The organism is Streptomyces sp. NPDC111507 (assembly GCF_055638955.1).
In genome coordinates, this window is the sequence record NZ_JBVKBU010000018.1 from 151592 (window position 1) to 177292 (window position 25701).

The 25701-nt window shown below is 70.8% G+C and carries 25 protein-coding genes; 16 read left to right on the top strand and 9 right to left on the bottom strand.

Going from position 1 to position 25701, the window contains the following annotated elements:
• Positions 1-14: 14 nt before the first annotated feature.
• Positions 15-515, bottom strand: a complete 501-nt coding sequence (locus ACZ7M2_RS43745; RefSeq protein WP_471600045.1) for a GNAT family N-acetyltransferase — start codon at positions 513-515, stop codon at positions 15-17.
• Positions 516-573: 58 nt separating this feature from the next.
• Between ACZ7M2_RS43745 and ACZ7M2_RS43750 the strand changes: the two genes are divergently transcribed.
• Positions 574-1197, top strand: a complete 624-nt coding sequence (locus ACZ7M2_RS43750) for a DUF6817 domain-containing protein (protein ID WP_471600046.1) — start codon at positions 574-576, stop codon at positions 1195-1197.
• Positions 1198-1515: 318 nt separating this feature from the next.
• Positions 1516-3375: a M1 family metallopeptidase gene (locus ACZ7M2_RS43755; protein WP_471600047.1), complete on the top strand. Its 1860-nt coding sequence runs from the start codon at positions 1516-1518 to the stop codon at positions 3373-3375.
• A 123-nt stretch (positions 3376-3498) separates the two neighbouring features.
• On the opposite strand, the gene ACZ7M2_RS43760 is transcribed toward ACZ7M2_RS43755, so the two are convergent.
• A complete protein-coding gene (locus tag ACZ7M2_RS43760; RefSeq protein WP_471600078.1) occupies positions 3499-4509 on the bottom strand; it encodes a LysR family transcriptional regulator in 1011 nt (336 codons plus the stop codon).
• 44 nt (positions 4510-4553) lie between these two features.
• Here ACZ7M2_RS43760 and ACZ7M2_RS43765 point away from each other — a divergent pair, with 44 nt between their 5' ends.
• From ACZ7M2_RS43765 to ACZ7M2_RS43775, 3 genes are all read left to right on the top strand, one after another.
• The gene (locus ACZ7M2_RS43765) at positions 4554-5453 is read left to right on the top strand and encodes a serine hydrolase (RefSeq protein ID WP_471600048.1); all 900 of its coding nucleotides are present in this window, start codon (positions 4554-4556) and stop codon (positions 5451-5453) included.
• An 83-nt stretch (positions 5454-5536) separates the two neighbouring features.
• Positions 5537-6550, top strand: coding sequence for an MBL fold metallo-hydrolase (locus ACZ7M2_RS43770; RefSeq protein ID WP_471600049.1), 1014 nt, complete (start codon positions 5537-5539; stop codon positions 6548-6550).
• A 238-nt stretch (positions 6551-6788) separates the two neighbouring features.
• Positions 6789-7289 carry a hypothetical protein gene (locus ACZ7M2_RS43775; protein WP_471600050.1) on the top strand — a complete coding sequence of 167 codons (501 nt, stop codon included), beginning with the start codon at positions 6789-6791 and terminating at the stop codon, positions 7287-7289.
• 66 nt (positions 7290-7355) lie between these two features.
• Here ACZ7M2_RS43775 and ACZ7M2_RS43780 read toward each other — a convergent pair whose 3' ends face one another.
• Both ACZ7M2_RS43780 and ACZ7M2_RS43785 read right to left on the bottom strand, forming a co-directional pair.
• Positions 7356-8066, bottom strand: coding sequence for a response regulator (locus ACZ7M2_RS43780; protein WP_471600051.1), 711 nt, complete (start codon positions 8064-8066; stop codon positions 7356-7358).
• The gene (locus ACZ7M2_RS43785; RefSeq protein WP_471600052.1) at positions 8063-9130 is read right to left on the bottom strand and encodes a HAMP domain-containing sensor histidine kinase; all 1068 of its coding nucleotides are present in this window, start codon (positions 9128-9130) and stop codon (positions 8063-8065) included. Before ACZ7M2_RS43785 ends, ACZ7M2_RS43780 begins: the two co-directional genes overlap by 4 nt.
• Positions 9131-9357: 227 nt before the next feature.
• Between ACZ7M2_RS43785 and ACZ7M2_RS43790 the strand changes: the two genes are divergently transcribed.
• Positions 9358-9843: a cation:proton antiporter regulatory subunit gene (locus ACZ7M2_RS43790; RefSeq protein ID WP_168496318.1), complete on the top strand. Its 486-nt coding sequence runs from the start codon at positions 9358-9360 to the stop codon at positions 9841-9843.
• 4 nt (positions 9844-9847) lie between these two features.
• On the top strand, positions 9848-11107 hold the full coding sequence (locus tag ACZ7M2_RS43795; RefSeq protein WP_471600053.1) for a cation:proton antiporter: 1260 nt from the start codon (positions 9848-9850) through the stop codon (positions 11105-11107).
• A gap of 24 nt (positions 11108-11131) precedes the next feature.
• Here ACZ7M2_RS43795 and ACZ7M2_RS43800 read toward each other — a convergent pair whose 3' ends face one another.
• Positions 11132-11515 carry a pyrophosphohydrolase domain-containing protein gene (locus ACZ7M2_RS43800; protein ID WP_471600079.1) on the bottom strand — a complete coding sequence of 128 codons (384 nt, stop codon included), beginning with the start codon at positions 11513-11515 and terminating at the stop codon, positions 11132-11134.
• 350 nt (positions 11516-11865) lie between these two features.
• Between ACZ7M2_RS43800 and ACZ7M2_RS43805 the strand changes: the two genes are divergently transcribed.
• Entirely contained in the window at positions 11866-12864 is a 999-nt protein-coding gene (locus tag ACZ7M2_RS43805) for a TAXI family TRAP transporter solute-binding subunit (RefSeq protein ID WP_471600054.1), read from the top strand.
• Between the two features lie 42 nt (positions 12865-12906).
• Here the strand turns inward: ACZ7M2_RS43805 and ACZ7M2_RS43810 are convergent, their stop codons facing one another.
• Together ACZ7M2_RS43810 and ACZ7M2_RS43815 are read right to left on the bottom strand one after the other, a co-directional pair.
• Positions 12907-14316: a sensor histidine kinase gene (locus tag ACZ7M2_RS43810; RefSeq protein WP_352051064.1), complete on the bottom strand. Its 1410-nt coding sequence runs from the start codon at positions 14314-14316 to the stop codon at positions 12907-12909.
• 9 nt (positions 14317-14325) lie between these two features.
• On the bottom strand, positions 14326-15015 hold the full coding sequence (locus ACZ7M2_RS43815; RefSeq protein WP_471600055.1) for a response regulator transcription factor: 690 nt from the start codon (positions 15013-15015) through the stop codon (positions 14326-14328).
• Between the two features lie 297 nt (positions 15016-15312).
• On the opposite strand from ACZ7M2_RS43815, the gene ACZ7M2_RS43820 reads away from it, so the two are divergent.
• The 8 genes from ACZ7M2_RS43820 (at position 15313) to ACZ7M2_RS43855 (ending at position 21956) form a co-directional block, all read left to right on the top strand.
• A complete protein-coding gene (locus tag ACZ7M2_RS43820) occupies positions 15313-16089 on the top strand; it encodes an amino acid ABC transporter ATP-binding protein (RefSeq protein ID WP_054229851.1) in 777 nt (258 codons plus the stop codon).
• Positions 16090-16194: 105 nt separating this feature from the next.
• A complete protein-coding gene (locus ACZ7M2_RS43825) occupies positions 16195-17031 on the top strand; it encodes a glutamate ABC transporter substrate-binding protein (RefSeq protein WP_471600056.1) in 837 nt (278 codons plus the stop codon).
• A 74-nt stretch (positions 17032-17105) separates the two neighbouring features.
• Positions 17106-17771, top strand: a complete 666-nt coding sequence (locus ACZ7M2_RS43830; RefSeq protein ID WP_355309396.1) for an amino acid ABC transporter permease — start codon at positions 17106-17108, stop codon at positions 17769-17771.
• Positions 17768-18661 (top strand): amino acid ABC transporter permease, encoded by an 894-nt coding sequence (locus ACZ7M2_RS43835; RefSeq protein WP_471600057.1) that lies wholly within the window; start codon positions 17768-17770, stop codon positions 18659-18661. Before ACZ7M2_RS43830 ends, ACZ7M2_RS43835 begins: the two co-directional genes overlap by 4 nt.
• A gap of 176 nt (positions 18662-18837) precedes the next feature.
• Positions 18838-20694: an FAD-dependent monooxygenase gene (locus ACZ7M2_RS43840; protein ID WP_471600058.1), complete on the top strand. Its 1857-nt coding sequence runs from the start codon at positions 18838-18840 to the stop codon at positions 20692-20694.
• A 173-nt stretch (positions 20695-20867) separates the two neighbouring features.
• Positions 20868-20939, top strand: coding sequence for a putative leader peptide (locus ACZ7M2_RS43845; RefSeq protein ID WP_309544753.1), 72 nt, complete (start codon positions 20868-20870; stop codon positions 20937-20939).
• Between the two features lie 88 nt (positions 20940-21027).
• Complete coding sequence (locus ACZ7M2_RS43850; RefSeq protein ID WP_471600080.1) at positions 21028-21564, top strand: cupin domain-containing protein; 537 nt, start codon at positions 21028-21030, stop codon at positions 21562-21564.
• Complete coding sequence (locus ACZ7M2_RS43855) at positions 21561-21956, top strand: rhodanese-like domain-containing protein (RefSeq protein WP_471600059.1); 396 nt, start codon at positions 21561-21563, stop codon at positions 21954-21956. Before ACZ7M2_RS43850 ends, ACZ7M2_RS43855 begins: the two co-directional genes overlap by 4 nt.
• Before the next feature lie 190 nt (positions 21957-22146).
• Here the strand turns inward: ACZ7M2_RS43855 and ACZ7M2_RS43860 are convergent, their stop codons facing one another.
• Positions 22147-24699 carry an FtsX-like permease family protein gene (locus tag ACZ7M2_RS43860; protein ID WP_471600060.1) on the bottom strand — a complete coding sequence of 851 codons (2553 nt, stop codon included), beginning with the start codon at positions 24697-24699 and terminating at the stop codon, positions 22147-22149.
• Positions 24696-25421, bottom strand: coding sequence for a helix-turn-helix domain-containing protein (locus tag ACZ7M2_RS43865; protein WP_471600061.1), 726 nt, complete (start codon positions 25419-25421; stop codon positions 24696-24698). The genes ACZ7M2_RS43860 and ACZ7M2_RS43865 overlap by 4 nt, the downstream gene beginning before the upstream one ends.
• Positions 25422-25701: the final 280 nt, after the last annotated feature.

Genomic DNA, 25701 nt, shown 5'->3' on the forward strand with positions numbered 1-25701 from the left:
ATGGGCCTCTCCCCTCACGGGGCAGGGGTGCCCGCGCCCGGTCGTCGCATCATGAAGACGTCGATCGGGTCCTGAACCTCCACGGTGAACCCGTGGCGCTCGTACAGTCGCCTGGCGGCGCTGCCCTGCAGGACATTCAGACGGACGGGCAGGCCGTCGGCGTCGGTGCGGTCCAGCAGGGTGCGCAGGACCGCCGAACCGAGCCCCCGGCCCTGCAGGTCCGGGACGAGATAGAAGTGCTCCAGCCACAGCCCGTCCTCGGCCGGCCTCAGCGTGACGCAGCCCGCGAAGTCGCCGTCGGCGATGACGACCGACGTGTGTTCCGGGGAGAAGGACTCCCGCAGCCGCCGACGGACCCGACGCTCGTCGAACCGGCCCAACCGCTCCAGGTCGGGGCGCATCACCCTCGCCCGCAGCTCGGCGATCACCTCGACATCCGCGTGCTCCGCGGAGCGCAGCGCCCATTCCATGGAACGGCCCGGCCTTGTCCGGTCCGCCCCCGCACTCGTCTCCATGGTGGGAGTCTCTCAGTGGCTTGCCGAGACGTTGAAACGTCATCCCGAAGGGGCTGCAGTGACCGAAATACCCGAAGTGCGCGAAGTGCGCGAAGTTCCCGAAGAGACCGGCGACGGTGACGCGTCCCGGTGGTCGCGTGCCGAAGCCTTCCTGCGTGCGCGGGGCACCGCCGAGATGCCGCATCCGGGCGGCACGCTGCTGGAGCATCTCGGCCGGGTCCGGCGGATCCTGGCCGACTGGGGTGGTGACCCCGTGGTCCAGGCGGCGGGGCTGTGCCATGCCGCGTACGGGACCGACGGCTTCGACCCGTACCTGCTGCCGGTCGCCGAGCGGGCGACCCTGGCGGAGCTGATCGGCGACCGGGCCGAGGCGCTGGTGTACCTGTACGCGAGTTGCGACCGCGGCGCCGTCCTTCCCCGGATCGGGGGCGATCGGCCCGTGGTCTTCCGTGATCGCTTCACCGGCCGCGAGCACATCCCCGCGGACGACGACCTGCGAGCGTTCTTGGAGATCACCGCCGCCAACGAGCTCGACGTACTGGCCCACAACGCGGAACTGGCCGAGCGGTACAGCCCGTCCCTGTACCGGCTGTTCACCGGAGCGGGCGACCTGCTGTCCGTCCCGGCCCGGGACGCCTGCACCCGGCAGCTCGGCCCGCGCGCCGCGCTCCCGGATCACTGATCACTCAGCACTCAGCACGCATCACCGATCACCGATCACCGATCACCGAGTTCGACGGACTCGCACCGCCCACGGTCGCGGGCGGAGCCCGAACACTTCAGGTCAGCGAACACTTTTACCCGTCACTGATGGCATGCCCCGGTCAAATCTGCCAGGCTTCCCGCAGCCGTCGCCCTGACCACGGGGAGACGCAACGGAAATCTCACCCCAGCGATCGCGCAAGCGATGCGCGCAGCCCCCGGCTGCCCCCGGCGCACCCAGGCCGTCAGGGCGGCCACCGAGCAGGCCGGAATCCCGGCCGCCTCAAAGGAGTTTCGTGTGAGACCGACCCCCCACAAGGCCCTCGCCGTGAGCGCACTGGGCATCGCCGCGTTGGCCGCCGCCCTGCTCCCCGTCACCCCGGCGGCAGCCGCGCCGCCCACGGCACCACTGGCCGCCGACTGCACTCCGGCCCAGGTGGTCACCAACGGTGGTTTCGAGAGCGGGACTTCGCCCTGGACGCAGTCGTCGTCGACCGTGATCACCAGCCGTTCCGGTCAGAGCGCCCATGGCGGCACCAGCTTCGCCTGGCTGAACGGCGTCGGCAGTACACACACCGACACCCTTTCGCAGAGCGTCACGATCCCGTCCGGGTGCAGCAGCGCCACGCTCACCTTCTGGCTGCACATCGACACCGCCGAGACGACCTCGTCGACCGCGTACGACAAGCTGACGGCGAAGATCGGCAGTACGACACTGGCGACGTACTCGAACCTCAACAAGGCCACCGGCTACGTACAGAAGTCGTTCGACGTGTCGGCGTTCGCGGGCCAGACCGTGAGCCTCGCGTTCACCGGGACCGAGGACTCCAGCCTCCAGACCAGCTTCGTCCTCGACGACATCGCCCTCGACACCTCCGGCGGCACGACCCCGCCGGCGGACTCCACGCGCACGCCGGCCGCCCCCTCGTACACCGTCAGCCTGAGCAGCAACACGAGCGGCACGGTCTGGACGGGCCACGAGAGCGCGACGTTCACCAACGCCTCCTCCACCGCGCTCAGCGAGGTGTACCTGAGGCTGTGGGACAACTACCACGGCACCTGCTCGGCGATGCCGATCGCGGTCAGCAACGTCACCGGGGGCACCGCGGGTGCGCTGTCGGTCGGTTGCACGGCCCTCCAGATCGCCCTCCCGACCCCGTTGGCGCAGGGCCAGTCGACCACGATCGGCTTCGACCTGGGGATCACCGTCCCCAGCGGTGCCGACCGCTTCGGCCACGACGGCGCGTTCAGCATGATCGGCAACGCGCTGCCGGTTCTCGCCATCAAGGACGGCTCGGGCTGGCACCTGGACCCGTACACCAACAACGGCGAGTCGTTCTACTCCCTGGCCGCCGACTTCAAGGTGACCCTCGACCACCCGACCACCCTGCTGGTCCCGGCCACGGGCACCTCGGTGGACACCCCAGGCTCCAGCGGACGCACGGTCACCACGGCCACCGCCTCCAAGGTCCGTGACTTCGCTTGGGCGGCGGGCCCGTTCACCAAGATCTCGGGTACGTCGACGGCGGGCACCCCGATCAACATCTACTCGGTCTCGGGGATCAGTTCGTCCAGCGCACAGTCCATGCTCACCACCGCGAAGACCGCGGTGGACGCCCACGCGGGACGCTTCGACGCCTACCCGTACGGCGAGTTGGACGCCGTCATCGACAACAATTTCTGGTTCGGCGGCATGGAGTACCCGGGGTTCGTCCTCGACCTGGTCTCCACCACGGCGCTCACCCATGAGATCGGGCACCAGTGGTTCTACGGGATCGTCGGCGACGACGAATACAACAGCCCGTGGCTGGACGAGGCGTTCACCGACTACGCCACCGATCTGGCGCTGGGCAGTACCGGCACGAACTGCTGGAACAGCGTCTCCTGGGCCTCGACGGCGGAGAAGATCACCAACTCGATGGCCTACTGGGACGCCCACTCCTCCCGGTACTCCACCGTCGTCTACGGCTACGGCAAGTGCGCCCTGCACGATCTGCGACGCGTCCTCGGTGACACCACCATGGCGAAGTTGCTGAAGGACTACGCCACTTCGCACTGGTACGGCGTCTCGACCACGGCCGAGTTCAAGGCGGCCGCCCAGGCCGCCACGACCACGGACCTGACCTCGTTCTGGACCCAGCACCGCATCGACGGCTGATTCGGCGCCGGTTCGCCGCGGTCGACCCCTTGGGATGTCATCCGCGGCGAACCGACGACCGGGCGCGCGTGATCAGGGTCGTGACATCGACCGCCGGATCGGCGTCGTGACCTCGGCCCATGCCTACCGGCCGAAGCCCTCGCCGTACACGACCGACCACGGGCGGGTCGGTCCGTCCACCGGGCGGGCCCCGTCCGCACTCCCCGTTCCCGCGGGGCGCGCCCGGTCGTCTCGGCGGCCCGGGGTCGCGGTGCGGTCGCGGGTCAGTACGTCGGCCGCGAGTTCCGCGAAGGGGCGCGCAGCCGGGTGGACGGCGCGGCCCGCGGGCCACGCGCCGCTCAGCCGCTGGGTGAGGGGACGGCCCGCCAGGGGACGCCAGGCGACGCGGGGCTCCTTGCGGGCCACCGGCCCCTGGTCGAAGGCGATTCCGTGCCCCGCCGTCACCAGGGCCAGCAGGAACTCGGAGTTCGACGCGTGCCGCAACCGACCGGGCACGAAGCCCGCGCCGCGGCAGACGTCGAGAATCCGGTCGTACCAACCAGGGGCGTGGGCCCGCGGAAAGAGCACGAGATCGTGGCCGGACAGTTCGCCAAGCGCCACCTCGGGCAGCCCGGCCAGCGGTGAGGTGCGGGGTAGGACGACTCCGAGATCCACCGGGACCTCGGGACCGAGCCGCAGTTCGGTGGCGTCCACGGGCTGATGGACGAGCCCGACGTCGAGTCCGCCGGAGGCCAGCAGCCGCACCTGCTCCTCCGTGGTGACCTCCCGCAGATCGACGGACAGCCCCGGAGAGCGCTCCGCACAGGCGGCGAGCAGCGCGGACAGCACGGCGGCCGTGGTGTCGGGCGGCACGCCCGCCCGCAGGGTCCCCAGGGCGCCGTCCCCGGCACGCCGGGCCAACACCCGCAACCGCTCCTCACGAGCGAGGAGTTCACGGGCCTCGTCCAGGAGCACCGCCCCGGCGGCGGTCAGCCGGATCCGGCGGTGCGCCCGGTCGAACAGCTCGGCACCGAGCTCCTTCTCCAGCCTCCGTACGGCCTGGCTGAGCGGCGGCTGGGCCATGCCCAGCCGGTCGGCGGCCCGGCTGAAGTGCAGCTCCTCGGCTACGGTGACGAAAAGACGCAGGTGGCGCAAGAGATCCACGGTGAGGGACCTTACGCGAGGGGGCGGGTGAACGAGTGGTCGAGGAGCGGATTCGCGAGGTGTTCGCGAGAGCGGGCGCCGAGGGTCTCCTGCACGCGGTCCCCGTCGGCACCTGGCCACCGGGGGAGGCGCGGGAGGTGGCCGTCGGTGCGGACGAGCCCGTCGTGATCGCGTCGATCTTCAAGGTGCTGCTGGTCCTGGAGTTCGCCCGGCAGGTGGCGGCCGGGCAGCTCGACCCCCGGGAACGGGTACGGGTGACGGCGGCCGACCGGCTCGGTGGCTGGGGCACGGCGGGCTGCGCGGACGACGTCGAGCTGTCGCTGCGCGATCTGGCCTTCTTCGCGATGTCGGTCAGTGACAACGCGGCGGCGGATCTGCTGCTGGACCGCGTCGGACTGGACACCGTACGACTGCTCGCCAAGGAGCTCGGGCTCGACCGGACCAGGATCGTGGGCGGTCCGCGTGACGTGCTCGATTCGATGCTCGCGGAGGTCGGGGCGGGCGACGAGCGGGAGTTCGCCGTCCGGTACCCCGCCCTGCCGGACGACCGCAAGAGACGGCTGGCCGCACTGGATCCCCTGCGCACCAACGCGAGCACGCCCCGCGAGACCAGCGAACTGCTGCGTCTGATCTGGCGCGACGAAGCGGGTGCTCCCGAAGCCTGCTCCCACATACGGGACTTGATGAGTCGTCAAGTCTTTCGGCACCGGCTGGCGTCGGGGTTCTCGGACGATGTGACGATCGCGGCCAAGACCGGGACCCTGCCGGGGCTGCACATGGAGACGGGAGTCGTCCGGTATCCCGACGGCGGGTGCTACGCGGTGTCGGTCTTCGCCCGTACCCGCGAGCTGACCGCCTCCCGGCCGAGGGTGGACGCCGCGATCGGCGCCGCGGCCGGAATCGCCGTCGACTTCCTGCGGAGCGAAGGCGTCTGACCAGGTCTCATATGTCCTCACGTATCGCGAGGACACCGTTTCGATCTTGGACGCGGGAGGTCGATCCCTGATCTGCTGACGCCATGAGCGACACCGCAGACACGCAGAGAGACCCGATGCTCGGCCGACGCAGCCTGCTGCGAGGTGCCGCGCTCGGCGCCGCTGCCCCACTCCTTCCCGCCGCCACCGCCACAGCCCCTGCCACCGCATCGACGTCGATGTCGTCGGCGTCGCCGTCCGCGGCAGCGGCAGCGGCGTCCTTACGCTGGCTGGGCACCTCCGGCTGGCGCATCGACGTCGACGGCCGGACCGTGCTCTTCGACCCGTACCTCACCCGGTTCAAGACCGGCCTGTTCGACGGCGCCTTCCGCCCGGACATGGAGCTGAGCACCGACCCCGAGGTGGTGCGGGAACACATCGGAGCCCCCGAACTCGTCCTGGTCAGCCACTCCCACTGGGACCACCTCGCCGACGTGCCGTACATCGCCAAGTCCACCGGCGCCCGCGTCGTCGGCACGGAGACCACCTACCACCTGCTGGTCGCGTTCGGCGTCGACCCGGGCCAGATCTCCGTGGTGAAGGGAGGCGAGGTGCTGGACTTCGACGGCATCACCGTCGAGGTCGCCGCCGGCCTCCACAGCCGCAACAAGAAGTACACCTACTTCGCCCCCGGCACGCTCGACACCCCGCCCGCGGCGCCTCCGAGGACCATCGCGGAGCTGCCGGAGGGCGACACGCTCGCCTTCCAGGTGACGGCCGGCAGCGGTGGGCCCTCGGCGTTCCTCATGGGGGCCAGCGACTTCTGCGAGCGGGCGGTCCAGGGACTCCGCCCCGATCTCGCCATGGTCGCCGTCCCCTCCAGCACCGCCACCCACCACTACGTACCCCGACTGCTGCGCGCCCTGGGCAGCCCCGGTGTCGTCGTCCCCGTCCACTGGGACAACTTCGAGGAGCCGCTGAGCGAGCCACCGAGCCGCGACCCGTCGATGGACCTGGACGGCTTCCTCACCCAGGTGCACCGGGAGTCCCCGGCGAGCCGGATCGTCGTCCCGGACTACCGCACGGTGTACGGCGCGGATCTGCGGCCTCGCTCCTGACCACCGCGGACTCATCGGCCGGCGATGGACACTGGGTAAGAAGTTGGTAACCCTCCGCAAACGCCATCGACCAGGCGCTTTTGTCTGATAGTGAGGGTTTTTTGATGCTTTTCGCACAGGGTTCGAACCCTCGTCCGGTCGCAGGCTCGACCCTGGCATGGATAACCTCAAAAGCGAACATTTCGCCCATATGGGCGTGATCCGTTTGTGGGGGGACCCGTCACGTCAGGAGTCACACGTGAATTCCACACTCCGCAGCCGCTGTGCCAAGGCGATCGGCGCCGGCGCGCTCTCCGTCACTCTGCTGTCGGCCGGGACGGCGGGAGCCTTCGCCGCGTCCTCGAGCACTGCCTCACCGCGCCCGAAGCCGATCATGACCAGCAGCCCCATGCCGACCATGACCGGAACCGCCAAGCCCACCAGGACCAGCACCGCGAAGCCGACCAGGACCGGCATGCCGATGGCCAACGGCTCGATCACCGCCAGGGCGAGCAAGGCCCAGGTGAAGGTCGGCCAGGCGGTGACGTTCACCGGACGCGCCAAGGGAGTGAAGGTCGGTACCAAGGTGGTGCTGATGCGCATGCACAACGGTAAGTGGACCGCGCTGAAGTCCAGCACCGTGCTCAAGAACGGCAGCAGCTACTCCCTGGTCACCAAGTTCAACAACAAGGGCAAGGAGCAGCTTCGGGTCATGGCGGGCAAGGTCGTCTCGCCCACCGTCGTCCTGACGGTGAAGTGATCCGGCGGCACCGCCAAGAGAGGGCCGACCCGTGCACGGGTCGGCCCTCTCCCTGTCCGGCCCGGGTCACGGCTCGATGAGCCCGGCCCGGATCGCGTACCGGGTGAGTTCGAGGCGGTCGCGCAGGCCGAGCTTCTGCAGCAGGTTCGCCCGGTGGCTCTCCACGGTCTTGGCGCTGATGTAGAGCAGTTCGGCGATCTCCTTCGTCGTATGGCCCTCGGCGACCAGCTTGAGCACCTCCTCCTCGCGGTCGGTGACGGTCCGCACGGGCAGTGCCTCGCCGCGCCGCATCCGCTCCAGATAGGTGCGTACGAGCGCGGTCTCGGCGCCGGGATAGATGAACGGCTCGTCGCGCATCGCCGCCCGGCACGCCTCGACCAGATCGCGGTCGGCGACCGACTTCAGTACGTAACCGCAGGCCCCCGCCTTGAGCGCCTCGAAGAAGTACTGCTCGTTGTCGTACATCGTCAGGATGAGGATGCGCAGGTCGGGAAGGCGGCGGGAGAGTTCGCGGGCCGCCTGGAGCCCGGTCATCCGGGGCATCGCGATGTCGAGGACGGCGAGGTCCACGTCCGTGTCGCGGGCCCGCGCCACCGCTTCGGCACCGTCCCCGGCCTCGGCCACGACGCTCAGGTCCGGTTCGCCGTCCAGGATGAGCCGTACGCCACGGCGCACGAGCGTGTGGTCGTCGGCGAGCAGAACCCGGGTGGGCCGGTCCCCGCCGGGCTTCCGGTCGGGCACGGACGGCACGGACGACCTGGGCGGCACGGACGTCATCGGTCTCCCTCGAAAGCGGTCGCGGCGCGGAGCTGCGGCGGTACGCCGGTCTTCGATACACCGGTCGTCGATGCGCCGGTCTGCGGGCCTGTCTTCGCCCCTGTCTTCGTCGGGATGCGCAGCCGTACGTCGGTGCCCGCCCCCGGCCCGGCCCCGACCGAGAGCGCGGCGCCGATCAGCAGGGCGCGCTCCCGCATACCGCTGATCCCCGCCCCCTCCCGCAGCCGGCGGCCGGGGCCCTTGCCGTTGTCCCGCACGAGGAGCTCGACGCCGTAGCCGCCGTCACCACCGCCCTCGCCGACGACCCGCCGCAACCGCAGTTCGGCGTGATCGGCGCCCGCGTGCCGGGCTGTGTTGGTGAGCCCTTCCTGAGCCACCCGGTAGACCACGAGTTCCGTCTCCTCCGTCAGCGGCGGCAGATCTCCGTCGAGCTCGTGACGTACGGACAGGCCGTGCGTGGTGAACTCGCCCGCCAGCGACCGCAGCGCGCTGTGCAGACCGAGCTCCTCCAGGACCCCGGGGCGCAGCCGGCGGGCGATGCGCCGGATCTCGTCCAGGCTGCCGCGGGTCGCCTCCTGCGCCTGCCGCACCTCCTCCCGCAGCTCCCCGGGCACCTGGTCGGCGACCCGCTTGAGCTGCAGCAGCACGGCGGTCAGGGTCTGGCCCACCTCGTCGTGGAGCTCCTGGGAGATACGCCGGCGCTCACCCTCCTGCGCGAGGAGCGCGCGGGCCGAGCTGGTGGCGCGCTCGGTCTCCAGCCGGTCGAGCATGGTGTTGTACGTGGTGATCAGCCCGGCGACCTCCGCGGGGCCGGTGACGGGTGCCCGGGCCCCGGGATGCAGCAGGTCGGCGGTGGCCATGGCCCGGCCGAGCCGTTGCAGCGGGGCCAGCCCTATCCGCAGCACGAGCGCGTTGACGACGAGCAGCACCGCGAGTCCCGCGACGACGACCAGCACCTCGCCCGGCAGTATCGGCGTCGACACGGTGACCGGGCCCAGCAGCAGCGCGGTGGCCACGGTCAGGCCCGCGGCATTGAGCAGGAAGATCCGCCGGAACAGCGACACGTTCTTCTGTCCGTCCCTTCCTGTCCCTCCGGCCCTTCCGAGCTGCGGCGACGCCGCTGTCCCGGTCAGCTTCGCGTCTGTCGAGCGGTCGTGTCCATCCGTGCCAACACCCATGTGGCCACCGTACGGGGGATGGCAGCATGACCGTTTTGCACGGGAACGCAGGACCGCGACCCGATGAGCGACACGACGCGATGAGCAACCGACTCGATGAACAAGGGGAGATCATGTCCACGCCACGCCTTCGGGCGACGCCACTGCCGGGCATCGGGGTCCAGTACGACCTCATGACGCGCGAACAGCGCCACCTGTCGGTGGTGGCGCACCGCGACGGCGCCCGCACCGTGAGCGTGTACCGCGCCGACGACCCCGACTCCTGCGCCCAGTCGCTGCGGCTGACGAGCGGCGAGGCGGCCTCGCTGATCGACGCGCTGAAGCCCTCCCACCACAGCCCGAGCCTGCTCTACACCACCGACCTCGGGCTGATCGCCGAGCGCATCGAGATCGCCGCGACCTCCCACTGGAACGGCCGGGTGCTGGGCGAGACCCGGATGCGGACCGAGACCGGCGCGTCGGTGGTGGCGGTGCTGCGCCGCGCCGAGGCCATTCCCTCGCCGACCCCGGACTTCCGGCTGGCGGGCGGGGACACCCTGATCGTCGTCGGCACCCGCGAAGGCGTCGACGGCGCCGCGGCGATACTCGGACGGGAGTGAGCGCGTGCACTCTGCTGTTCTGCTGATCGAGTTCGGCGCCATCATCCTGTGTCTCGGGCTGCTGGGGCGGGCCGCCGCCCGGCTGCGGTTCTCCCCCATCCCGCTGTATCTGCTGGCCGGTCTCGCCTTCGGCGAGGGCGGGCTGCTCCCGCTCGGCGCGAGCGAGGAGTTCGTCGCCACCGGCGCCGAGATCGGCGTCATCCTGCTCCTGCTGATGCTCGGCCTGGAGTACACGGCCAGCGATCTGGTCTCCAACCTCAAGGCCCACTACCCCTCGGGCCTGGTCGACTTCACCCTCAACGCCCTGCCCGGCGCGGCCGCCGCTCTGCTGCTCGGCTGGGGTCCGGTGGCCGCCGTGGTCCTGGCGGGCGTCACCTGGATCTCCTCGTCCGGTGTCATCGCCAAGGTGCTGGGCGACCTGGGACGGGTGGGCAACCGGGAGACACCGGTGATCCTCAGCATCCTCGTCCTGGAGGACCTGGCGATGGCGGTCTACCTGCCCATCGTCACCGCGCTGGTGGCCGGGGTCGGGCTGGCCGCGGGCAGTGTGACGCTCGCGATCGCCCTGGGAGCCGCCGGACTCGTCCTGTTCGTGGCCGTCCGCTACGGCCGTGTCATCTCCCGCTTCGTCTCCAGCGACGACCCCGAGAAGCTACTGCTCGTCGTGCTGGGCCTGACGATCCTCGTCGCGGGCATCGCACAGCAGCTCCAGGTCTCCGCGGCCGTCGGGGCGTTCCTGGTCGGCATCGCCCTGTCCGGGGAGGTCGCGGAGGGCGCGCACACGCTGCTCAGCCCGTTGCGGGACCTCTTCGCGGCGATCTTCTTCGTCTTCTTCGGACTGCACACCGACCCGGCGAGCATCCCGCCGGTGCTGCTGCCCGCGCTCGCGCTGGCCGTCGTCACGGCTCTGACGAAGATCGCCACCGGGTACTGGGCGGCGCGCCGGGCCGGTATCTCCGTGGGTGGCCGGTGGCGAGCGGGCGGCGCGCTGGTCGCGCGCGGCGAGTTCTCCATCGTCATCGCCGGGCTCGCGGTCACGGCCGGCATCGAACCCTCGCTCGGCCCGCTGGCCACGGCGTACGTGCTGATCCTGGTCGTACTCGGCCCGCTCACCGCCCGCTACACCCAGCCGCTGGCCGAACGGCTCACGGCCCGGTTCGGTCTCCCCGAGCGCCGGGGCCCAGCGGCACAGCCCGAGGGGGCGGAACCGGAACAGCCCGAGGCGGAGGGTGAGGCACGCCAGCAGACCGCCGTCGCGGACTGAGCCGGGCCGATCGAGCAGAGGGGCCTACGCGTCCGCGCCTCTCCACCCCTGCCCCCGCAGCACCTCCGACACGTCCGGCGCCCGGTAGTGCTCCCCCTTGAGGACCTTGCCGTCGGCCCGGCGGGCGACGCGGCCGTCGGGGCCCAGCTTCGTCATGTTGGAGCGGTGGACCTCGGCGATCACCGCGTCGAGGTCGATGCCGTGGACGAGCGCGGTGCCGTACGCCACGTAGACGACGTCGGCCAGCTCGTGCGCCAGCCGGTCCAGCGGGCCCGAGACCGAGACCTCGGCGACTTCGGCGGCCTCCTCGGCGAGCAGTTCACCACGGTGGGCGGCGAGCACCGGGGAGACCTCCGTCGGCGTGCTGCGCGCGTCGAGCCCGAAAGCGAGGTGGAACTCGCGGACCAGGGAAACGGGGGAGGGAGATGCGGGGGAAGGAGATGCGGGGGAGGGAGATACGGAGGAAGGAGATGCAGGGGAAGGAGTTGCGGGGGAGAGATCGGGAGACTCGGAAGAAGTGACCGGGGAGCCGGGCGAGGTCTGCATCCGCCGACCTTACCGAGCCCGATTCCCCGCCCCCGCCGACCATTCCGAGCCCGGTTTCCCGCCCCCGCCGACCATCCCAAGCCCAGTTCCCCGCCCCCGCCGACCCGTTGCAGCACCTCTCCCGCCCCTCTCCCGCCCCCCTCACGGCCTCTCTCGCCCTCTCTCGGCCCCGCCCTGGTCAGGACGGCCCCCCGGCTGGCAGGATCGCGCGCATGTTCCTGCCACTCCCCCGTATCGACCGGCGCCGCGCGCTGTTCGGCTCTGCCGCCGCGCTCGTGGTGTTCGGGCTGCTGTTGTGGTGGCTGCTGCCGCTGGGCGAGGAGTCGCCGGGCGGCCGGATCACGTTCAGCACGGGCACCCCGACCGGGGTGTACCAGAAGTACGGCACGCTCCTGCAGACCGCGCTCGCCAAGGACATGCCGCGCCTGGACGTCCGGCTGAAGAACAGCGACGGCTCGCAGGAGAACGTCCGCCGGGTGGCCACGGGCCAGGCCGACTTCACCATCGCGGCGGCCGACGCGGTGGAGACGTACATCCTGGAGAACAAGCCGGGGTCGGGCCAACTGCGCGGCTGCGCCCGGCTGTACGACGACTATGTGCACCTGGTCGTCCCGCGCTCCTCTTCCGTGCAGTCGGTGGCGGACCTGCGGGGCAAGAGGGTCGCCGTGGGGCCGGACGGTTCCGGGGTACGGCTGATAGCGGAGCATGTTCTCCAGGCGGCCGGGCTCGACTCCACGAAGGACATCAAGCCGTTTCCGGACGGTATCGGCACCATGCCGGACCTGCTCGAACAGCACAAGATCGACGCCTTCTTCTGGTCGGGCGGCCTGCCGACGAGCGCGGTGCAGCAGCTCTCGAAGCGCTTCGCCGTCAGGCTGGTGCCGATCGCCGGCGACCTCGTCGCGAAGCTGCACGAGCAGGGCGGCGCGGCCCGCTACTACCGGTCCGCGGTGATGCCCGCCGACGCCTACCCCGAAGCCCAGCAGGGCTCGTCCGTGCAGACGCTGGCGGTGGCGAACTTCCTGATCACCCGAGACGACTCGGACGCCCGGCTCACCGAGGAGGTCACCCGTACGGTGATCAACAGCCGCGACGGCATCGGCCGTCAGGTGCACGCGGCCCAGCTGGTGGACCTGCGCACGGCCATCTACACCGACCCGCTGCCCCTGCACGAGGGCGCCCGGCGCTACTACCGCTCGGTCAAGCCGTAGCGCCGACCACCACGTCCGCCCTGGGGGCCCCGGCCGCCCCGCTCACGACTCGGGCCGCGACCTCGGCACCGTCACCGTCACCTTGAGGCCGTGCGGCTCGTGACGGGCGTACGCGATGGAGCCGCCGCCCGCCGAGAGCAGCACCCGCGAGATGGACAGGCCGAGGCCCGAGCCCTTGATGTTCTGGTGCCCCGCGCTGCGCCAGAAACGGTCGCCGATGCGGGCCAGTTCCTCGTCGCTGAGGCCCGGACCGCGGTCGGTGACGACCACCGTCGAGACCTCGCCGTTCGACGCGACCGCCACCTCGACGTCCTCGCCCTCGGGCGTGAACTTCAGCGCGTTGTCGATCACCGCGTCCAGAGCGCTGGACAGGGTGACCGGGTCGGCCCAGGCGGTGGTGGCCGGGCAGGTGCCGGTCAGGCGTACGCCCCTGCTGTCGGCCAGTGGTGACCAGGACGCGACGCGCTCGGCCGCCAGCTCACCGATGTCGGTCAGCCGCAGGTCCGCCTCGGCGTGCTCGGCGAGCGCCAGGTCGAGCAGGTCGTCCAGGACCTCGGCGAGGCGCTTGCCCTCGGTGCGGACCGACGCGATCTCCTCATTGTCCTCCGGCAGTTCGAGCGCGAGCAGTTCGATGCGCAGCAGCAGCGCCGAGAGCGGGTTGCGCAACTGGTGCGAGGCGTCGGCGACGAAGGCACGCTGCTGTTCCAGGACGTCTTCGACGTTGTCCGCCATCTCGTTGAACGACCGGGCCAGGCGCCTGAGTTCCGGCGGACCGCCCGCGACCGCGACCCGCGACTTCAGCCGCCCGGTCGCGATGTCGTGGGTGGTGGCGTCGAGGACGCGTACGGGCCTGAGCACCCAGCCCGTCAGCCGCAGCGCCGCGCCGAGGGCGAGGAGCATCGCGGCGACCTCGCCCGCGCCGATGATCAGCCAGCCGTGCAGGATCTTCGAACGCATCTGTCCGGTGGGCGAGTCGGTGACCACGACCGCGATGACGTCACCGTCCCGGATGACCGGCGAGGCGACGAGGAGCCGGTTGCGCTGCCACGGCCAGACCTGCTCCGGATCGTGGCTGCGGCGGCCCAGGAGCGCCTCGTTGAAGGCGTCACGCCCCTCGCCCTTCGCGGCCAGGTACCAGTTCTCGGGCGCGTTGGCCATGGGCGCGAGGTCGCGGTAGAAGACGCCGACACGGATGCCGTACACCTCGTAGTACGCGACGAGTTCCTTGCGCAGGGTCTCCCCGCGCTCGTCCGTCGTGCCCACCCGGGAGCCGCCGGCCGGCTGGTCGGTGACGAACTGCGCGAGGGCGGCGAAGCGTGCCGTGTCGTCGATGCGGTCGACGACCACACGCTGTTGCTCGGCGGCCGCGACACTCACGGCGAGCGGGATGCCGAGCGCGAGCAGCACGGCCGCCATCAGGACGATGAGCAGCGGAAGGAGGCGGGTGCGCACCGGTGCACGCTACGCCGTGGGAGCGACGAGCCGGTACCCCACGCCGCGCACGGTCTCGATCAGCGCCGGCATGCGCAGCTTGGAACGCAGGGACGCGACATGCACCTCCAGGGTGCGCCCTGTCCCCTCCCAACTGGTGCGCCACACCTCGCTGATGATCTGCTCCCGGCGGAAGACCACCCCTGGCCGCTGGGCGAGCAGCGCGAGCAGGTCGAACTCCTTGCGGGTCAGTTGGACCAGCGAACCGTCGACGCTGACCTGACGGGTGGGCAGTTCGATACGGACCGGCCCGAGCCGCAGCGCGGTGTCGCCGGAGCCGGCGACGTCGTCGTCGGGGACGCTGCGCCGGCTGACGGCGTGGATACGGGCGAGCAGTTCACCGGTGTCGTAGGGCTTCACCACGTAGTCGTCGGCGCCGAGGTTGAGGCCGTGGATCCGGGACCGTACGTCGGAGCGGGCGGTGACCATGATCACCGGAGTGCTGGTGCGTTTGCGGATCTTGCCGCAGACCTCGTAGCCGTCCTGGTCGGGCAGGCCCAGGTCGAGCAGGACCACACCGAAGCCGTCGCTCTCCGGAACCAGCGCCTGCAGGGCCTCCTCGCCGCTGCGGGCGTGCGTGACGTCGAAGCCATGTCGCGCCAGCACCGCGGACAGGGCGGCCGCGACGTGGTTGTCGTCCTCGACGAGCAGCAGTCTCACTCCGGCCCCCTCCGGTTCATCGGTCGTACGGTCCGATCCTGTTGGATCGCGGCGCACACGCGTGTGCACCAAGGAAGTCACGCCGATGGGTCACGACCGCGTCAAGAGGCATCGGGTCGCGGAGGGCTTCCGTTACCCAGCCGGTACGCGGCCGGCACACGGCCGCGCAACAGCTGCTACGACACGTGTCCGATTGCTACCGGATCGTGATGCTCAAGTTCCCCTCAGATGTAATGACGCTGGTCGCACGGGGTCACTACTGTCCACCGAAACCGAGGAGGACGGAGCCCCAGAGCGATGACCGAAGTATCGGTGGCCAAGGATGCCGTGGCCGCGACCGAGGACCTGGTCGTCCTGAAGAGCGTCAACAAGCACTTCGGCGCGTTGCACGTGCTCCAGGACATCGACCTGACGATCGCGCGCGGCGAGGTCGTCGTGGTCATCGGGCCCTCCGGGTCCGGGAAGTCCACCCTGTGCCGCACCATCAACCGCCTGGAGACGATCGATTCGGGCGACATCACCATCGACGGCAAGCCGCTGCCCGACGAGGGCAAGGCACTGGCCCGGCTGCGGGCCGACGTGGGCATGGTCTTCCAGTCCTTCAACCTCTTCGCGCACAAGACGGTGCTCGAGAACGTGATGCTGGGCCAGATCAAGGTCCGCAAGGCCGACAAGAAGGCGGCCGAGGAGAAGGCCCGCGGACTGCTGGACCGGGTGGGTGTGGGCACCCAGGCGGACAAGTACCCCGCGCAGTTGTCGGGCGGTCAGCAGCAGCGGGTCGCGATCGCGCGGGCGCTGGCGATGGACCCCAAGGTCATGCTCTTCGACGAGCCGACCTCGGCGCTCGACCCCGAGATGATCAACGAGGTCCTGGAGGTCATGCAGCAGCTCGCGAGCGACGGCATGACGATGATCGTCGTCACCCACGAGATGGGCTTCGCCCGTTCGGCTGCCAACCGGGTGGTCTTCATGGCCGACGGTCGCATCGTCGAAGAGGCCGTGCCGGACCAGTTCTTCAGCAATCCCCGCAGCGACCGCGCCAAGGACTTCCTGTCGAAGATCCTTCACCACTGAGGGCCTGCGCTTCTTCATCACTGAAGTTCGTTTCCGAACCGACGTTCACCACTGAAGCCCATGCCTGAGGACCCGCATCTCCTCCCCACCCAAAGGATGTTCACCATGAAGCTCCGCAAGGTCACCGCCGCCTCGGCCGTCGTGCTCGCACTCGCCGTGACCGCCACGGCGTGCGGTTCGGACGACAAGAAGGACAGCGACTCCTCCGGCGGCGGCAAGAAGATCACCATCGGTATCAAGTTCGACCAGCCGGGGATCGGCCAGAAGACGCCGCAGGGTTACTCGGGCTTCGACGTCGACGTCGCCACGTACGTCGCCGGGAAGCTCGGCTACAAGGCCGACCAGATCCAGTGGAAGGAGACGAAGAGCGCCGACCGCGAGAACGCGCTCTCGCGCGGTGACGTCGACTTCATCGCCGCCTCCTACTCGATCACTCCCGAGCGCCAGACGAAAGTCGACTTCGCCGGCCCTTACCTGCTCGCCCACCAGGACGTGCTGATCCGCGCCGACGACACCGCCATCAAGTCGCCGTCGGACCTCAACAGCAAGAAGCTTTGTTCCGTGACCGGTTCGACCTCGGCGCAGAACGTGCACGACAAGCTGGCGCCCAAGGCCCAGCTCCAGCAGTACCCGACGTACTCGGCCTGCCTGACGGGTCTGCAGAGCAAGGCGATCGACGCCCTGACGACGGACGACTCGATCCTCGCCGGCTACGCCTCGCAGGCCGCCTTCAAGGGCAAGTTCAAGCTCGGCGGCCTCAAGATGACCAACGAGAACTACGGCATCGGCGTCAAGAAGGGCAGCGACCTCAAGGCCAAGATCAACACGGCTCTCGAGGCGATGGTGTCCGACGGTTCCTGGCAGAAGGCCGTGGACAAGAACTTCGGTCCGGCGGAGTACAAGAACGAGCCCGCCCCGAAGATCGGCAACATCGTCAGCTGATGTCGGGCCCGCCGGTGCGCCGCCCTCGGGGGCGGCGCACCCGGGCATCACCACACGCGGAAGCGCGGGAAATCGTGTTCGACTTTCTTCAAGGTTACGACCTGCTGGGAGCGTTCTGGATGACGGTGAAACTCACCGTCCTCTCAGCCGTCGGCTCCCTGATATGGGGAACCCTGCTGGCCGGCATGCGGGTCGGTCCGGTGCCTCTCATGCGCGGTTTCGGCACCGCCTACGTGAATATAGTGCGGAACATCCCGCTGACCGTGATCATCCTGTTCACCTCGCTGGGCCTCGACCAGACCCTGCGGGTGAGTCTCGGCTCGGACCAGGTCGACACGGTCAACTTCCGGCTGGCCGTGCTCGGTCTGATCGCCTACACCTCGGCCTTCGTCTGCGAGGCGCTGCGCTCCGGCATCAACACCGTGCCCGTCGGTCAGGCGGAGGCGGCCCGCGCCATCGGTCTGAACTTCACCCAGGTCCTGACCCTGGTCGTGCTTCCCCAGGCGTTCCGTTCGGTCGTCGGTCCGCTGACGAACGTGCTGATCGCCCTGACGAAGAACACCACGGTGGCGGCCGCGATCGGTGTCGCCGAAGCGGCCACCCTGATGAAGTCCATGATCGAGAACGAGGCCCAACTCATCGCGATCTCGGCCGTCTTCGCCTTCGGGTTCATGTGTCTGACGCTGCCGACCGGCCTCCTCCTCGGCTGGGTGGGCAAGAAGGTGGCGGTAAAGCGATGACGTCCGTCCTGTACGACACCCAGGGCCCCCGCGCCAAGCGGCGCAACATCCTCTACTCGGCGCTGTTCCTGGTCGCCTTCGCGGCCCTGTTGTGGTGGGTGATCACCAGCCTCAACGACAAGGACCAGCTCGCCTGGGAGAAGTGGAAGCCCTTCGTCCACGGCGAGGCCTGGAGCACGTACCTCTGGCCGGGGCTGCAGAACACCCTGAAGGCCGCGGCCCTCGCCATGGTCATCGCTCTGCCGCTCGGCGCCTTCTTCGGCATAGCCCGGCTCTCCGACCACGCCTGGATACGCATCCCGGCGGCCGCGATCGTGGAGTTCTTCCGCGCCATCCCGGTGCTGGTCCTCATGATCTTCGCCGACGCCGCGTACTCCGCGTACACGAACACCAGCTCGGACGACCGTCCGCTCTACGCGGTCATCACGGGACTGGTGCTCTACAACTCCTCGGTCCTCGCGGAGATCGTCCGCGCGGGCATCCTGTCGCTGCCCAAGGGGCAGTCCGAGGCGGCCATGGCCGTCGGTCTGCGCAAGAACCAGGTCATGCGGTTCATCCTGCTGCCGCAGGCGGTCACCGCGATGCTGCCGGCGATCGTCAGCCAGCTCGTCGTGATCGTGAAGGACACCGCGCTCGGCGGCGCGGTCCTCACCTTCCCCGAGCTGCTCGCCTCCGTCAGCCCGATGAGCGCGTACTACGGCGCGAACACCATCGCCAGCTTCACCGTCGTGGCCCTGATCTACATCGCGCTCAACTTCAGCCTCACGAGCTTCGCGAGCTGGCTGGAGGGTCGACTGCGGCGCGGCAAGAAGTCGACGGGCGTGGTGCTCGCGCCGGCCGCGGTCGGGGGCACGGAGTCGACCGGCGCGGGCGGCGGCAACTCCATCTGACGGATCCTCACCCTTCATCCGCGTCAACGGGGGCAGTGGCATGATCGCCACTGCCCCCGTCACTTGACGCAAGCACCGGCAATGGGTTGCATACGTTCTGTGATCGTGCACCCCGTTCCAACTGCCTGTTCCCGAACGTTCCTCAGGACACCGCTCCGGGCAGGGGGCCGCGCGCCGTGGACCCGGTGATCATCGTCGGCGCGGGGCCCGTGGGCCTCACGCTGGCCCTTGCGCTGGCACGCCAGGAGGTCCCCTCCGTGGTCCTCGACGAGGGGCCGGGCAAGGATGAACAACGGCTCGCGCGGACGGTGGTGCTGCGCGAGGACACGGCCGCGCTCGTCGAGCGCCTGACGGGCCTGCCCCTCACCGATGCCGGTTTCCGTTGGGCCGGATGGCGGTCGATGCGGCGCAAGCAGGTGATGCGCGAGATCGACTTCGCCGCCCGGGCGTCCGACACGGACTCGCCGGACTTCGAAGCCGATGCGCACGGCCCCGGGGGCGCGGCGCACGGCGCGGTAAGCGGCACGCAGGCCTTTGGGGGCGGCGCGCGGGCCTTTGGGGGCGGCGCGCACGGCTCGGGGAGTGGCGCTCAGCGCTCCGGGGGGAGCGCACGCGACCCGAAGGGGAGCGCGCACGGCCTGAAAAGCGCTGGGCTCGGCCCGACCGCGGACGCGCAGGACTCCGAGGGCGCCGACGCGCCCGCCCCGCTGCACCTCGCCCAGCACGCGCTGACCGGCGCCCTGCGCGAGGCCATCATCCACGAGCGGCTGATCAAGGTCGCCGTGGGCAGCCGCCTCGACTCGATCGAGCAGGAGTCCTCGGGCGTCACGGCGCACACCCGCGGTCCCAACGGCACATGGTGGCGCGGCAGTTACCTGGTCGGCTGCGACGGACCGCGCTCGACCGTGCGCAAGCTCCAGGACATCCGCTTCCCCGGACGTACAGCCGTCGAACGATACGCCGTCGCGGCGCTGCGTACGGAACTTCCCTGGCCCGGCCAGGCGTTGTTGCACCGGATGCCTCCGTGGCGGACGTCGGGCCCCGCGAGCGGGGAGGTGACCGCGCGCCCCCTCGCCGACGACGTGTGGCGGCTGGACTGGCTGCTGCCGCCCGGCAAGGACCTGGTCACGCCCGACCTGCTGGTGGCGCGTATCCGTGAGACCCTCGCGGGCTGGAACGCGGGCTCCACACCCCCGTACGAGCTGCTCGACACCGGAGTCCACACCATCCACCACCGCCTCGCCCGCCGCTGGCGGGCCGGCCGGGTCTTCCTCGCCGGGGACGCCGCGCACCTGCTCGGCGCGCTCGGCACCCAGGGCCTGGACGAAGGCCTGCGCGACGCCGACAACCTCGCCTGGAAGCTGGCGCTCGCCTGGCACCACGGCCCGCACGAGGCACTGCTCGACAGCTACCAGGCGGAGCGGCGGGCCGTCGTCGCCGCCCGGCTGCGCGCCGCCGACCAGGCGCTGCCATTGCTGCGCGGCGGCGGAGGCCTGCGCTCGTACGTCCCCGGGTCGGCCCGTGGCCACGACGCGCTGCTCACGGACGGCCACCTGGGACGCGGCCCGCTGGGTGCACCGGGGGCGTACGTCGACTCGCCGCTCGCGCCCGCGCACACCGAGTCGGAGACCCCGGTGGACACGGCTCCCGGTGCGCCGGTCGTCGACGTACGCGTGACCGCGGAGGACGGCTCGTTCGTACAGCTGCGGGAGCGGCTCGGTCGCGGGGTGCTGCTCGTCGTACTGATCGCTCCGGGTACGGGCGTGTGGGCGCGCAAGCACTGGGTGACGGCCGGGATCATGCCCCGGCTCGCGGCCGCGGTGACCGCGCTGCCGCATCGCGCCGAGCTGCTGGTCGCCGAGAGCTATCCCGGCGCGGCGGCACACACCGTGCTCCTGGTGCGCCCCGACGGCCACCTGGTCAGCGCGCTGAGCGGGGTGCGCCCGGCCGACCTGTACGCGGCGGCCGAGACGGCACTGGGCGGCCCCGCCACGGCGGAAGCGGAAGCGGAGACCGCGGCGAGTACGACCTGACGACCCTGGTGGTCCGGCCCGCCCCGGACCACCAGGCTCAGGCAGCCGAACTCGTCCGGGGGTCGGAGCCACGGCCATCGCGGCACCCTCGGTCACCGTATGGTCCACATAGTGACAGTGAGTTGACCGGCCCGGACCGCCATGGTGTACTCCGGATCGTGACCGACACCTGTGTGCGCCTGTGGCGGAGGGTCCATATGGACCTCGTCCGCTATGCGGGCTGCGTGTGTCGCCCGTCCTGCTGAATTCGCAGCTCTTCTCACCCCGCGCGCCGCCCCTCCCTGTCGGCTGCCGCGCGCACCCACGCGAACGCCCAGGACGGTACCCGTGTCTGTGTCCACCCCCTCCCCCGCGTTTTCCCCCTCCGCACCGGTCCAGGCCCCCGCCCAGGCCGACCTGTTCGATTTCGTGCGCCGCACCGCCGCCGACGCCGAACTGATCAGCTCCCTCCCGCTCGACCCCGAGGGCCGCACCTGGGTGCGTCTGGTGGGCCCCGGCGGCAGCGAGGCCTGGCTCATCGGCTGGCCCCCCGGCACCGGGACCGGCTGGCACGACCACGCCGACTCGGTCGGCGCCTTCGTCGCCGCCGCGGGCGAACTCAAGGAGTACTCGCTCGCCGCCCGCCTGCCCACCGACGGCTGGAAGACCCTCGAACTCTCCGAGGACGTCGACCGCGAACGTCGGCTGCCGACCGGCGAGGGCCGCTCCTTCGGCCGCCACCACGTGCACGAGGTGCTGAACGAGTCCACCGAGGAGCACGCGATCTCCGTCCACGCGTACTACCCGCCGCTGCCCCGGATCCGCCGCTACAGCCGCACGGGGCAGGTACTGCGCCTGGAGCACGTCGAGCGTCCGGAGGACTGGCAATGAGCGCACCCCGCCCGGTGGGTATCGACACGTTTCTGGAATGGGTCCGCGAGGGACTCGACCGGGTGGAGGCCGAGGAGGCGTACTCCGCCACGCAGGCCGGCGAAGCCCTCCTCGTCGACATCCGGTACGCCGCCCTGCGCGAGCGCGACGGACTGATCCCCGGCGCCCTCGTCGTCGAGCGCAACGAACTGGAGTGGCGGCTCGACCCCCAGGGCAGCCACCGCGCCCCGGAGGCCACGGGCCATGATCTGCGGGTCGTGGTGGTCTGCAACGAGGGGTACGCCTCCAGCCTCGCCGCCGTCTCCCTCCACCAGCTCGGACTGCACCGGGCGACCGACCTGGTCGGCGGCTTCCAGGCGTGGAAGGCGGCCGGTCTCCCGGTGACGGCCTAAGCGCTCCGCTCGAAGTGCGGGGAGGTGCCGTCGATCGTCTGCGGCTCCATCGTGGCCGGTCGCGCAGTTCCCCGCGCCCCTTAAGGGCGCCGCCGAACCGCCGCGGACTTCGCCCGACCCGCTTAGCTCCGGGCGCACGATCACCGTGCGGCGGCGCGTATTTGGTCGCGGCACGTACGTGGTCGCGGTGCTACTCCTTGGCCGTGGCCACTGTGACCGGGCTCACCCGCAACGCCACCCGGCCCGGCAACGCGGTGGCGACGAGCGCGAGCAGCCCGGCGAGCGCGACCACGGCGACGTACGCCAGGGGTGTGACCGCCGGAGCCGCCTCGCCCGTCATGCCGACGCTGAACGCGGTGAGGACGGCGAGCGCGATGGCGCTGCCGAGTGCGGTGGCGAGCAGCAGGACGGAGAGCGCCTCCGTGCGCAGCATCCCCAGCACCTGGCGTCGGGTCGCCCCGGCGAGGCGCAGCAGCGCGAACTCTCGGACACGTTCCGAGACCGACATGGCCAGCGTGTTGACGACGGCGATGGCGGTGAAGGCCAGGACGAGTCCCATGGCGAGGTAGTTGACCTCGGCGTTCGCCTGCTGCCGTGCGGCCTGGATCGAGTCGGCGGCGGCCGCGGCGAGGACATGGATCCCCGGGAACTCACGGAGGGTAGTCACGAGTTGTGTCTGTGTACGGGCGGTGCTGACGAGGACGGAGGTCGCGAGCGGGTCGTCCACATGGCGGGCGACCAGGTCATGGGCGAAGGTGAGGTCGCCAAAACCGAGGCCCTTGGCGTAGACGGCCACGACGGTCGGCGTGACGGGTGTTCCGTCGCCCAGCGTGAGTTTCAGGGGACTGCCGGGCTTCAGGTGGAGCTGGTCTGCGGCGAGTTCGCTGACGGCGACGGTGTCCTCGGTGAGCTTCTCCAGGGAGCCGGCGGTGACGTCCGGGTCCCAGGTGCGGGTGAGGCCCCCGGGTGTGACGCCCTGCGCCGCGTACTTGTCGAGTCCCACACGGACGGTCGTGCGGACCACTTCGGTGACGATGTCGTGCTGCGTACGCAGCCGCCGTGCGGCCTCGGCCGGTACGCCCGGGCCCTGGGCGGCCACCACCCAGTCGGCGCGGATGCCCTCGCGGGCCTGGGCGCGGGCCGCGTGGCCCAGGGTCGGCTGGACGAAAAGGACGGTGCAGGTCATGCCGATGAGGAGGGTCAGAGGAGTGACGACGGAGGCCATCCGGGCGGCATGGCCACGGAGGTTGGCACGCGCCAGCCGACTGCTGGGTCCGGTCAGCGCGAGCGGACCTCCGAGTACGGCTACGGCCGCCCTGACCAGCAGCGGACCGAGCAGCGCGACGGAGGAGGCGAGGACCACGACGGCCAGGAAGGTCACGGGAGTCGAGGCGGGTTCCGTGCGCAGGACACTGAGCACGGCGACGAGGACGGCACCGCCGGCGAGCAGGGCGAGACCCGCGAGGATCCGCCCCCACGCCGGGCGGGTGCGCTCGGCCCTGGCTTCGGCGAGCGCCTCGGCCGGGCGGATCCGGGCGATCCGGCGCGAGGAGATACGGGCGGCGGCCCAGGCACCGAGCAGTGTCGCGGCGAGCGCGGCGAGCGGCGGGAAGACGCTGACCGTGTGCTGAAGCGTGGCCGGCACGGCGCCCATGGCCACGAACCGGCCGTGCAGCCAACTGCCCAGCGGCAGCCCGGCAAGCGCGCCGGTGGTCCCCGCGGCGGCCCCGACGATCAGTGCCTCACGGCCGAGGAGCGCCCGGATCTGGCCCGGCGTGGCGGCGATGGCGCGCAGCAGGGCAAGTTCGCGATGGCGCTGCTGCACGGAGAGCGCGAAGGTCCCGACCACGACGAGGACGGCCACGAGCAGTGAGGTGCCGCCCATCGCACCGCCCATGCTGACCAGCTTCGTACGCGCGGCGGCCGCGTCCAGGAACTCCACCGGTCCTCGGCCGTCACCGGCGCTGACCTGCGCGGTCGTAGCGTGCGGCGCCTGGGTTCCGTGCAGCGCCATGCTGACCGATCGCTTCAGCACGGCCGCGTCCGTGCCCTTGGTGGGAAGCACCCCGAAGGCGGTGACCTGTCCGGGGTGGGCGGCGAGGCGGCGGGCTTCGGCGGTGGAGAAGAAGAGGGCGGTCTGGTGCCGCACCTCTTGGGCGGGGGCGGCGATTCCGGTCACCCGGTAGGTCCGCGGGCTCTGCGTCGACTGGACGGTGAGCCGGTCGCCGGGCTCGAGGTGGGCGCGCTCGGCGAGACGGCGGTCGACGACGAGATCGCCGTCGGCCCTGGGGGCGGTGCCGGTGGTGAGGGTGTACGGGGTCAGCGCGGCGGAGTCCCAGGCGTGCCCGTAGGCGGGCCGGTCCTCGTCGACGGCCCCGCCGGGTGCCAAGGGCTCGGCCAGGAAGGTCAGTTCGGGGATGACCTCACGTACGCCGGGCACCTTCCGGAGCTCGGTGGCGAGGTCGTCCGGGAGCCAGGCCCGTTCGGCGATCGGCTTGGCCTTGTGTTTGACCTTGGTCTTGCCCTTCTTGTGTTTGACGGTGGTCTGGTGGACGTTCTGGTCGGCGGAGACCACGACGGGCGTCGCGGCATACCGTTCGGTGGCGATCGTGCCGCGCAGGCCCGTCTCCAGGAGGGTGCCGCAGGCGGTGATGAGAGCGGCCGCGCACATCAAGGCGAAGAAAGCACCGAGGAAGCCACTTTTGCGGGCTCGGACGGTCTGCAGGGCGTAACGCAGCATCATGAGGGGTCGCTCCCTGGTCTGTCGTGGGGTGCCGGGCGGTTCTCGGGTGAGGCGTCGGACGCGACGTCTGGGGCAGGGAAGGCGAGGAACCGGGTGAGCACGGTGCGGGCGCTGGGCGGGGTGTCGGCCTCGGGGCGCTTGTAGCGGTTGAGGAGCGCGATGTACTCCTCGAAGAACGCGCGGAGTTCGGGGAGCGTCAGCCGGATGCTGCCGCGCGAATAGGGGAAGGCGTCGACCCAGGGATCGGCTTCGCCCACCTCCCCGTCCACGCCCCGGGTCCGTAGCTGCCTCTGCGCCTGCATCTGCATCTGCTCGAAGAGTTCGAGGTCGGCGGCGTACGCGTGGTGGTTCAGCTCATCCATGACGAGCCGCATCTCGGGGCTCTGCCGACTGCGCGGCGGGAAGCGGCGGTCCCCGGGGACGGCCCGCCACCAGCGCTCCCTGCCGTGGCCGCCCGCCTCAGCCGGTCGGTCCACTTCCTCCACGAACCCGTACCGAGCGAGCTCACGCAGGTGATAGCTGGTGGCTCCGGTATTGAGCCCGAGCGCCCGGGCCAGCGTCGCCGAGGTGGCGGGGCCGTGCACGGTGAGGTGCTGAAGCATGCGCTGCCGACGGGGCTGCGCGAGGGCCTTGAGCGTGGCGAGGTCGGAGAGCTCGGTGGGGCCGCGCGAAGTCTCCTCCCCCTGCCTCACCAAGGGTTCCGCGCCGGGTTCCTGTGCCATGCATACACAGTCGTCTGTGCACAGACACCTGTGCATTGCGGCAACCCGGCGTCTCCCTCCGGGGGTTAACCCCACCCTCACGAAGGGGAGTTGGACAGTCCTGGGTCGGACGGGGGTGGGGAGACGGAAGGATCAGGGCGGGGTTCGAGGCCGGGGCCGGGGCGGGGCGGGTCTGGGGGCGGCTTCGCGGCGGGGGCGGGGGCGGGTTCGGGCCGGGTACGAGGTCGAGGCCGCAGTCGGACCCGGGATCACGATCAGGGCCAGAGTCGTAATCGAGGGC

What these genes read in the sequence shown, in the direction of transcription:
- ACZ7M2_RS43745 (WP_471600045.1), bottom strand. Translation starts at nt 515, where the DNA reads ATGGAGACGAGTGCGGGGGCGGACCGGACAAGGCCGGGCCGTTCCATG.
- ACZ7M2_RS43770 (WP_471600049.1), top strand. Translation starts at nt 5,537, where the DNA reads ATGAGCGACACCGCAGACACGCAGAGAGACCCGATGCTCGGCCGACGC.
- ACZ7M2_RS43780 (WP_471600051.1), bottom strand. Translation starts at nt 8,066, where the DNA reads ATGACGTCCGTGCCGCCCAGGTCGTCCGTGCCGTCCGTGCCCGACCGG.
- ACZ7M2_RS43790 (WP_168496318.1), top strand. Translation starts at nt 9,358, where the DNA reads ATGTCCACGCCACGCCTTCGGGCGACGCCACTGCCGGGCATCGGGGTC.
- ACZ7M2_RS43805 (WP_471600054.1), top strand. Translation starts at nt 11,866, where the DNA reads ATGTTCCTGCCACTCCCCCGTATCGACCGGCGCCGCGCGCTGTTCGGC.
- ACZ7M2_RS43820 (WP_054229851.1), top strand. Translation starts at nt 15,313, where the DNA reads ATGACCGAAGTATCGGTGGCCAAGGATGCCGTGGCCGCGACCGAGGAC.
- ACZ7M2_RS43825 (WP_471600056.1), top strand. Translation starts at nt 16,195, where the DNA reads ATGAAGCTCCGCAAGGTCACCGCCGCCTCGGCCGTCGTGCTCGCACTC.
- ACZ7M2_RS43835 (WP_471600057.1), top strand. Translation starts at nt 17,768, where the DNA reads ATGACGTCCGTCCTGTACGACACCCAGGGCCCCCGCGCCAAGCGGCGC.
- ACZ7M2_RS43855 (WP_471600059.1), top strand. Translation starts at nt 21,561, where the DNA reads ATGAGCGCACCCCGCCCGGTGGGTATCGACACGTTTCTGGAATGGGTC.
- ACZ7M2_RS43860 (WP_471600060.1), bottom strand. Translation starts at nt 24,699, where the DNA reads ATGATGCTGCGTTACGCCCTGCAGACCGTCCGAGCCCGCAAAAGTGGC.
- ACZ7M2_RS43865 (WP_471600061.1), bottom strand. Translation starts at nt 25,421, where the DNA reads ATGGCACAGGAACCCGGCGCGGAACCCTTGGTGAGGCAGGGGGAGGAG.